Annotated in this window: 9 protein-coding genes; 4 read left to right on the top strand and 5 right to left on the bottom strand. The window is 66.9% G+C overall.

The window, feature by feature from the left end; translation table 11 throughout:
• Nucleotides 1-489, bottom strand: a 489-nt coding sequence (locus tag AC1DY5_RS32990) for a metallophosphoesterase family protein (RefSeq protein WP_478118347.1), incomplete at its 3' end; no start/stop codon positions are given.
• Nucleotides 490-585: 96 nt separating this feature from the next.
• Here AC1DY5_RS32990 and AC1DY5_RS32985 point away from each other — a divergent pair.
• The 4 genes from AC1DY5_RS32985 to AC1DY5_RS32970 all read left to right on the top strand — a co-directional run bounded on the left by AC1DY5_RS32985 (nt 586) and on the right by AC1DY5_RS32970 (nt 4,774).
• The gene (locus AC1DY5_RS32985) at nt 586-1,524 is read left to right on the top strand and encodes a helix-turn-helix transcriptional regulator (RefSeq protein WP_478118345.1); all 939 of its coding nucleotides are present in this window, start codon (nt 586-588) and stop codon (nt 1,522-1,524) included.
• 44 nt (nt 1,525-1,568) lie between these two features.
• Nucleotides 1,569-2,189 carry a guanylate kinase gene (gene gmk, locus AC1DY5_RS32980; protein ID WP_478118343.1) on the top strand — a complete coding sequence of 207 codons (621 nt, stop codon included), beginning with the start codon at nt 1,569-1,571 and terminating at the stop codon, nt 2,187-2,189.
• A 33-nt stretch (nt 2,190-2,222) separates the two neighbouring features.
• Nucleotides 2,223-2,426, top strand: a complete 204-nt coding sequence (gene rpoZ, locus AC1DY5_RS32975) for a DNA-directed RNA polymerase subunit omega (protein ID WP_019656435.1) — start codon at nt 2,223-2,225, stop codon at nt 2,424-2,426.
• A 95-nt stretch (nt 2,427-2,521) separates the two neighbouring features.
• Complete coding sequence (locus AC1DY5_RS32970) at nt 2,522-4,774, top strand: RelA/SpoT family protein (protein ID WP_478118341.1); 2,253 nt, start codon at nt 2,522-2,524, stop codon at nt 4,772-4,774.
• A gap of 6 nt (nt 4,775-4,780) precedes the next feature.
• Here AC1DY5_RS32970 and greB read toward each other — a convergent pair whose 3' ends face one another.
• From greB to AC1DY5_RS32950, 4 genes are all read right to left on the bottom strand, one after another.
• The gene (gene greB, locus AC1DY5_RS32965) at nt 4,781-5,344 is read right to left on the bottom strand and encodes a transcription elongation factor GreB (protein ID WP_478118339.1); all 564 of its coding nucleotides are present in this window, start codon (nt 5,342-5,344) and stop codon (nt 4,781-4,783) included.
• Nucleotides 5,345-5,373: 29 nt separating this feature from the next.
• Complete coding sequence (locus AC1DY5_RS32960; protein WP_478118336.1) at nt 5,374-6,591, bottom strand: ABC transporter substrate-binding protein; 1,218 nt, start codon at nt 6,589-6,591, stop codon at nt 5,374-5,376.
• Nucleotides 6,588-7,610, bottom strand: coding sequence for a branched-chain amino acid ABC transporter permease (locus AC1DY5_RS32955; RefSeq protein WP_478118334.1), 1,023 nt, complete (start codon nt 7,608-7,610; stop codon nt 6,588-6,590). Before AC1DY5_RS32955 ends, AC1DY5_RS32960 begins: the two co-directional genes overlap by 4 nt.
• A 3-nt stretch (nt 7,611-7,613) precedes the next feature.
• Nucleotides 7,614-8,102: branched-chain amino acid ABC transporter permease (locus AC1DY5_RS32950; protein WP_478118332.1), on the bottom strand; the 489-nt coding region annotated here is incomplete at its 5' end.

The following is an 8,102-nucleotide window of genomic DNA, read 5'->3' as shown; positions in this document are numbered from 1 at the left end:
GCCGTGCCCGAGCCCGATGCGCAGCAGGCCRGGCGGCGTGTCGGCGCCGTCGAACCAGGCCGTGAGGTCGCTGTAGGTATGGCGCTGCGTCAACGGCGCCGGCAGCACCGCGAAGCCCCGCGCCTCGAACAGCCAAAGCTCGGGCGCCAGCAACAGGTGGGCGTTGGGCGGCACGGCGCCCAGGCGTTGGGCGCGGGTCCAGACGCTCTCGGCCAGGGCGGCGTCGTGGTTGCCCGGAATCATCAGCCACGGGCCGGCATAGTCTGCCAGCGCATTGAACAGGCGGCGTACGGTGCGATCCGACACGGTCTGCGCGTCGAACACATCGCCGGCGACCAGCACCGCGTCGACCCGGTGCTCGGTCGCCAGCGCGGCCAGGCGCTCGACCGCGGCGATCCGCGCCTCGGCCAGGATCGGGGCGTGCGCGGGGTCGAAGGTGGCGAACTGGCGACCGATCTGCCAGTCGGCGGTGTGGAGGAAGCGTGTCATGGTGCGATGATGCCTTTGTGCCATTACATCATCATTTTGATGATGTCAGACCAGCTTTTTGGTCTCTTATGGTGACGATCGAGTTACCATCGACGCATGCCGCCGATTCCCCGCGCCCAGCTCGAACGCCTGACGTACATCGATTTCAGGCTGTACTTCCTGGGCGAACTGCGGCGCTCCGACCTGGTGGCCCGTTTCGGCACCGGTCCGGCCGGCGCCACCCGGGACATCGCGCAGTACCGCGAGGCGGCGCCGGGCAACCTCGATTTCGACGGCGCCCGCAAGCTCTACCTGCCCAGCGCCTCGTTCACTCCGCTCTTCGAACATGCGCCGCAGCGCGTGCTGAGCGCCCTGTCGCAGGGCTTCGGCCAGGGCGCGGCGGAAACTCTGTCGCCGCTGCTGCGCTGCGAAATCCCGACCGCCCTCAGCGTGCCGCGCATGGACGTGCTGGCGCCGGTCACCCGCGCCATCCATCGCGGCAAGGCGCTGCGGCTGACCTACCACTCGCTGTCCGGCGAGCCCGGCGAGCGCGAGTTGGTGCCCTTCGCGCTGGTCGACTCCGGCGTTCGCTGGCACGTCCGGGCCTTCGACCGCAAGTCGGCCGAGTTCCGAGATTTCGTGCTGACCCGGATCGAGTCCCCGGTGGTGCTCGACGACAGCCAAGTCGGCCGCCAGGAGACCGCCGAGCACGATGTCCAGTGGAGCCGGATCGTCGAGCTCGAACTGGTGCCGCACCCCACCCACCCCCGCCCCGACGTGATCCGGCTCGACTACGACATGCCCGACGGCGTGCTGCGAATCAAGGTCAGGGCTACAAATGCCGGCTACATGCTGCGCCGCTGGAACGTCGACTGCTCGCCCGGGCTGAGCCTGCGCGGCCCCGAATACGCGCTCGGCCTGGTCGACCCGCTGGTGCTCTACGGCGCGGCGAATGCGCTGCTGGCGCCGGGCTACCGCCCTCCGGGCCCCGCAGCCTCGGCTGATAAACTACAAAGTTCCCGCCAACGCGACGACTCCCCAGAATCAAGCCGCTGAAGCCCGCCTCGCGCCTGGGCTGCCGGGCACCGAACAAAGCATCCATGGACTATCCCGGCAACATCTTCGTGGTCGCTGCACCCAGCGGCGCCGGCAAATCAAGCCTAGTCAAGGCGCTGATGGAGCTCGACTCCGCCGTCCAGCCCTCGGTTTCGCACACCACGCGCCCGCCGCGCGGCCAGGAGAAACACGGCCGCGAGTATTTCTTCGCCTCGCACCCCGAGTTCGACGCCATGGTCGAGGCCGACGCCTTCGTCGAGTGGGCCCATGTGCACGGCCAGCGCTACGGCACCTCCAAGAAAGCCATCGAGGAGCGCATCGCCCAGGGCGCCGACGTGATCCTCGAGATCGACTTCCAGGGCGCGCTGCAGATCCGCAAGACCTTCTCGAACGCCGTGATGATCTTCATCCTGCCGCCGAGCTGGGAAGAGCTGCGCTCACGGCTCGAGCGCCGCGGCGAGGACAGTGCCTCGATCATCGAACTGCGCCTCCAGAACGCCGCCGAAGAGATGGCGCGCGCAGGGGAATTCGACTTCGTTATAATCAATGAGGTATTTGAGCGCGCACTTTTCGACCTGAAAGCGATCGTCCACGCTCAGCGGCTGCGCTATTCCGCACAGCGACGCGCACGCGCCGACACCTTCGCCGCGCTGAACATTCCCTGAAACGACCCCTCGTCCGCCCACCGAAAGATCATCATGGCCCGCATCACCGTCGAAGATTGCCTCGTTCACATCCCGAACCGCTTCCAGCTCGTGCTGGCCGCCACCTACCGTGCGCGCATGCTGAGCCAGGGCCACGCCCCGAAGATCGAAAGCAAGAACAAGCCGGCCGTGACCGCGCTGCGCGAGATCGCCGAGGGCAAGATCGGCCTGGAGATGCTCAAGAAGGTCCCCGGCTGAGAAGTTGATGCTCACATGCAACAAGGAAGCACCGTACGCGGTGCTTTTTTTGTGCCTGAATGCGACGATCGGGCGGCCAAGCTAAAGTGCAAGCCATGAGCGCGGTCGTCAAGCCCCTGACCGGGGCATCCCCTGCCCTGCGGCCGAGTCCCGCAGCGCTGAATGCGGCTGCCGCCAGTTTCGCAGCCCTGACCGACCGCCTCGACTACCTGGGCCCCGAGGACATCGAGCAGGTTCGGCGCGCCTATCGCTTCGCCGACGAGGCCCACCTGGGGCAGTTGCGCAACAGCGGCGAGCCCTACATCACCCACCCGATCGCGGTGGCGGCGCAGTGCGCCGAATGGAAACTCGACGCCCAGGCGCTGATGGCCGCCCTGCTGCACGACGCGATCGAGGACTGCGGCGTCACCAAGTCCGAACTGATCGAGCGCTTCGGCGCCCCGGTGGCCGAACTGGTCGACGGCCTCACCAAGCTGGACAAGCTGCGCTTCAACACCCGCGAGGAGAACCAGGCCGAGTCCTTCCGCAAGATGCTGCTGGCCATGGCGCGCGACGTCCGGGTGATCCTGGTCAAGCTGGCCGACCGCACCCACAACATGCGCACGCTGGACGACGCGCCGCGCGAGAAATGGGCCCGCATCTCCAGCGAAACGCTGGATATCTATGCGCCGATCGCCCACCGGCTGGGCCTCAACCAGACCTACCGCGAGTTGCAGGATCTGTCGTTCCGGCACCTGCGGCCCTGGCGCTATTCGGTGCTGTCGAAGGCGGTGGCCAAGGCGCGCGGCCGGCGCCGCGACCTGATCCAGAAGGTGCAGCAGGAGGTCGAAACCTCCTTCTCCGCCGCCGGCATGAGCGTGCGCATCGCCGGGCGCGAGAAAACGCTCTATTCCATCTACCGCAAGATGGACGAGAAGCACCTGAGCTTCGCCCAGGTGACCGACATTTACGGCTTCCGGCTGATCGTTCCGACCGTGATCGCCTGCTACACCGGCCTCGGCATCCTGCACCAGATGTACAAGCCGCTGCCGGGCAAGTTCAAGGACCACATCGCGATCGCCAAGCTCAACGGCTACCAGTCGCTGCACACCACGCTAGTGGGCCCTTCGGGTGTCAACGTCGAGTTTCAGCTGCGAACCGAGGCGATGCACGTGGTGGCCGAATCGGGCGTCGCGGCGCACTGGCTCTACAAGGCGGCGGAGCCCGCCGCGGCGACCAGCGAGCGCCTGGGCGCCAAGTGGCTGCAGTCGCTGCTCGACATTCAGGACGAGACCCGCGACGCCGCCGAGTTCTGGGACCACGTCAAGGTCGACCTGTTCCCCGACGCGGTCTACGTCTTCACGCCCAAGAGCCAGATCATGGCGCTGCCGCGCGGCGCCACCGTGGTCGACTTCGCCTACGCGATCCACAGCAACATCGGCGACCACACCTCGGCGGCGCGCATCAACGGCGACCAGGTGCCGCTGCGCACCGAGCTCAAGAACGGCGACGTGGTCGAGATCATCACGGCGCCGGTGTCGACGCCCAACCCGGCCTGGCTCGGCTTCGTGCGCACCGGCCGCGCCCGTTCCAAGATCCGCCACTATCTCAAGACCCTGGCGCATGCCGAATCCGAAGGCCTGGGCGAGAAATTGCTGGCCCAGGCGCTGCGCGCCGAGGGCCTGGGCAAGCTGCCCGAGGACGACGCCGACCACCAGCCGCTGTGGGAGAAGCTGCTGCGCTTCACCGGCAACCGCACCCGCTCCGAATTGCTGACCGACATCGGCTTGGGCAAGCGCATCGCCAGCATCGTGGCCAAGCGGCTGATGGCGCTCTTGGCCGAGCGCGGCGAGAAGCCCGACGCGCTGATGCTGAGCCGCGAGCGCTTCACGGCGCACGAGGGGGTGTCGCAGGGCGCGGTCACGCTGGACGGCAGCGAGAACTCGTCGGTGCGCTTTGCGCTCTGCTGCCGGCCGATCCCGGGCGATGGCATCGTTGGCTACCTCGGCCACGGCGAGGGGCTGGTGGTCCACACCGAAGAGTGCGGCGTCGGCCAGCGCCTGCGCTACAAGGACAGCGAGCGATTCTTCGCGGTCGAATGGGCCGACGAGCCGGTGCGAACCTTCGAGACCGGCGTGGTCATCACGGTGCGCAACGACAAGGGCGTGCTGGCACGGGTGGCGGCGACGCTCGCCGATGCCGAGGCCGACATCACCCACGTCGAGATGGCCGACGAGACGCCGCAGGATTCGACCGACCTGCGCTTCGTGATCGCGGTGCGCGACCGCGCGCATCTCGACGCGGTGCTGCGGGCCGCGCGCCGCACGTCGTCGGTGCTGGCCGCGGCGCGGACGGTGCCGGCGCCCTGATCTGATTCAGCCAGGTTCAGGGTACCTGACCGTCAGCACCTCGACCTCGTGCACGCCCCCCGGCGTCGCCAGCTTCACCACATCGCCCTCGCGGGCCTTCAGCAGCGCCCGCGCGATCGGCGAGATCCAGCTGACCTGCGCCTGGGCGCTGTTCGCCTCGTCGATGCCGAGGATGGTGATCTCGCGCTCCTCGCCCTCCTCGTCGGCGTAGCGCACGGTGGCGCCGAAGAACACCTGGTCGCTGCCGCGGTGCACCGACGGGTCGGTCACCTCCGCCACCTCGAGCCGCTTGGTCAGGAAGCGGATCCGGCGATCGATCTCTCGCAGCCGCTTCTTGCCGTAGAGATAGTCGCCGTTCTCGGAGCGGTCGCCGTTCTTGGCCGCCCAATGCACCGCCTCGACCACTTTCGGCCGCTCGTTGTCCATCAGGTCGAGCAGCTCGGCGCGCAGCCGCGCGTAGCCGGCCGGCGTCATGTAGTTCTTGCCGCCAGCGGGCAGCGGCGGCAGGCCGGCGCCTTCGCCGCCGTCATCGTCGTCGCTGTCGCTTTCCTTCGTGAATGCCTTGCTCATGCTCCGAAGGTTGTATCACAGGGGAAAGCTCAATCGGAAGTGCTGAGCACCTCGCCGAAGCCCTGCCATTGCGTGCCCGTGAAGCGCGCGAGCTGCCCCTGCTTGACCATGAAGAAGTCGGTCGGCGAGGTGTTCAGCGACATCCCGGTCAGGAGCAGCGGCAGCTTCAGGTTCTTGATGTTGGCGGCCTGCTTCATGACGTTCTCGCGCGTGAGATCGTTGCCGCACTGCTTGAGGATCTCAACCATGGTCTGCGCCGCAAGGTAGGCGTAGAGATTGGCGGCGTCCTTCGGGTCGCCTTCCTTGTAATAGCGGCCCATGAAGGCGCGCCATTCGAGCATCGCCGGGTCGTCCTTCCACTGCGGGTCGTTCGGGTCCTTGTAGTACTGCAGCGTGAGCAGGCCGGTCGACTTGTCGAGCCCGGCGGGTGCCAGCACCGAGCCCACCGAGGCGGCGACGTTGTTGACGATGTGCAGCGGCTTCCAGCCCGAGTCGAAGGCCTTGCGGATCGCCTGGGCCGCAAACTTCGGCGTCGTGATGTTGATGAAGGTGTCGGCGCCGGAGTTCTGCAAGGTGAGAATCTGCGAGTCGACCGTCGGGTCGGTCACTTCATAGCTGGCTTCGGAGACGACCATCTTGGCGCCCTTCGCACCGAGGCCATCCTTCACGCCCTTGAGCACGTCCTTTCCGTAGTCGTCGTTCTGATAAAGGATCGCGATCTTCGCGTTGGGCTTCTCCTTCATCAAGTACTTGGCGTAGATCAGGCCTTCGGCCTGGTAGCTCAGGTTGAAGCCGAGCGTCCACGGAAAGTTCTTGGGGTCGGCCCACTTGGTCGCGCCGGTGGCCAGCAGCAGGTGCGGCACCTTCTTCGCGTTCACGTACTTGTGGATCGCCGAGTTGCTCGGCGTGCCCAGCGTCTGGAACAGCGCCAGCACCTCGTCCTGCTCGACAAGCCGGCGCACCTGCTCCACCGCTTTCGGTGGGCTGTAACCGTCGTCGAGGCTGATCAGGTTGATCTTCCGGCCGTTGATGCCGCCGTTGTCGTTGATCATCTTGAAATAGGCCTGCTCGAGCTTGCCGATGGTGCCGTAGGCCGAGGCCGGTCCGCTGTAGGGCATGGTTTGGCCGAGCTTGATCTCGGTGTCGGTGACGCCGGGGCCGTATTTCTTCTGCGCCAGCGCCGGTGCCGCGATGACGGCCAGGGCCGCGGCGAGCAGGGTTGCGCGACGGTAAGGACTGAATTTCATGATGTCTCCTTCTGTGTCAACGATGAACTCTCTTGTCGCTCGCGCCGTTGCCGCAAGCGACCGGCGAGGATGCGAACCAGCCCGGCCACACCGGTGGGCATCACGTACATGAAGACGATCAGGAAAATGCCGTAGATCGCCCACGGTGCGGCCTTGGAGATCTGGTCGGCGACGTTCGGTATGAACTGGATGAACAGCGCCCCGTAGATCGCGCCCTGGATCGATGCCAGCCCGCCGATCACGACGCCCACCACCAGCGTGATCGACAGGAAGATGGTGAACGAGTCCGGCGCGACGAACTGGACCACGATCGCCCCCAGTGCCCCCGCAACGCCGGTGTACATCGCCGAGACGCCGAAAGTCAACGACTTCACCATGGCGGTGTCGACCCCCATCGCCTGGGCCGCGATTGGCTGGTCGCGGATCGCCACCATCGCGCGACCGATGCGGCCGCGCAGCAGGTTCCGGGCGAGAACGAACATCACGATCAGCACCCCCAACACCACGAAATAGAGCCACTGGTCCTGCGAGAGGCCGGTCCATTCGGGCGCCTCGGGCTTGACGATCACGATGCCCTGGGCGCCGCCGGTCCAGTGCTCGAGATGCTTGTACTTGAGGATCTGCGGCATCGCCACGCCGAGCGCGAAGGTGGCCAGCGCCAGGTAGAGCCCTTCGAGCCGCAGCGCCGGCAGGCCGAACAGGAAGCCGGCCAGCAGGCAGACCGCGCCGGCGGCCGGCACCGTGAGCCAGTAGGGCACGCCGAACTGGTCCATAAGGATCGCCGCCACATAGGCGCCGATGGCGTAGAAGGCACCGTGGCCGAGCGAGATCTGGCCGTTGTAGCCGGTCAGCATGTTGAGCCCCAGCAGGGCGATGGCGTAGACCAGCGCCAGCGTGAACTGGAACACCCGGTAGTTGCTGACCACGAAGGGCAGCACGCAGGCCAACACGACCAGCAGCAGCAGGCCCGCCAGTTGGGCCTTGGGTGCCGTGCGGTTCGGGGTGGATGGTTGCCGCATGGCTCAGACGCGCGTGACGCTGACTTTGCCGAACAGGCCTGAGGGCCGGATCACCAGCACACCGACGATCAGCACCAGGGCGACGGTCAGCTTGAGTTCGGTGCCCAGCACCGCGCCGACCAGGTTCTCGAGCACGCCGACGATGAAGCCGCCGAGCACCGCGCCGCCCGGGCTGTCGATGCCGCCGAGCAGGGCTGCCGCGAACGCATACAGCAGGATGCCGGCCATCATGTTTGGCTCGAGGAACACGGCGGGCGCGACCATGATGCCGGCGATGGCGCCGATCGCCGCCGCCAGGCCCCAGCCCAGGGCCAGCATCCAGCCGACCCGGATGCCCACCAGCCGGCTCGACACCGGGTTCTGCGCCGCCGCGCGCATCGCCAGGCCCAGCGGCGTGTAGCGGAAAAACACGAACACCAGCACCAGCACCGCCAGCGTGATGCCGATCGAACCCAGCTCGTGCGAGGACATGAAGCGATTGCCGAACAGCGG

The organism is Variovorax sp. P4_D9, from assembly GCF_056401695.1.
Note: the sequence above shows the minus strand (reverse complement) of the source record. Positions and strands in the feature narration are given on the sequence as shown.

What these genes read in the sequence shown, in the direction of transcription:
- AC1DY5_RS32985 (WP_478118345.1), top strand. Translation starts at nt 586, where the DNA reads ATGCCGCCGATTCCCCGCGCCCAGCTCGAACGCCTGACGTACATCGAT.
- gmk (WP_478118343.1), top strand. Translation starts at nt 1,569, where the DNA reads ATGGACTATCCCGGCAACATCTTCGTGGTCGCTGCACCCAGCGGCGCC.
- rpoZ (WP_019656435.1), top strand. Translation starts at nt 2,223, where the DNA reads ATGGCCCGCATCACCGTCGAAGATTGCCTCGTTCACATCCCGAACCGC.
- AC1DY5_RS32970 (WP_478118341.1), top strand. Translation starts at nt 2,522, where the DNA reads ATGAGCGCGGTCGTCAAGCCCCTGACCGGGGCATCCCCTGCCCTGCGG.
- greB (WP_478118339.1), bottom strand. Translation starts at nt 5,344, where the DNA reads ATGAGCAAGGCATTCACGAAGGAAAGCGACAGCGACGACGATGACGGC.
- AC1DY5_RS32960 (WP_478118336.1), bottom strand. Translation starts at nt 6,591, where the DNA reads ATGAAATTCAGTCCTTACCGTCGCGCAACCCTGCTCGCCGCGGCCCTG.
- AC1DY5_RS32955 (WP_478118334.1), bottom strand. Translation starts at nt 7,610, where the DNA reads ATGCGGCAACCATCCACCCCGAACCGCACGGCACCCAAGGCCCAACTG.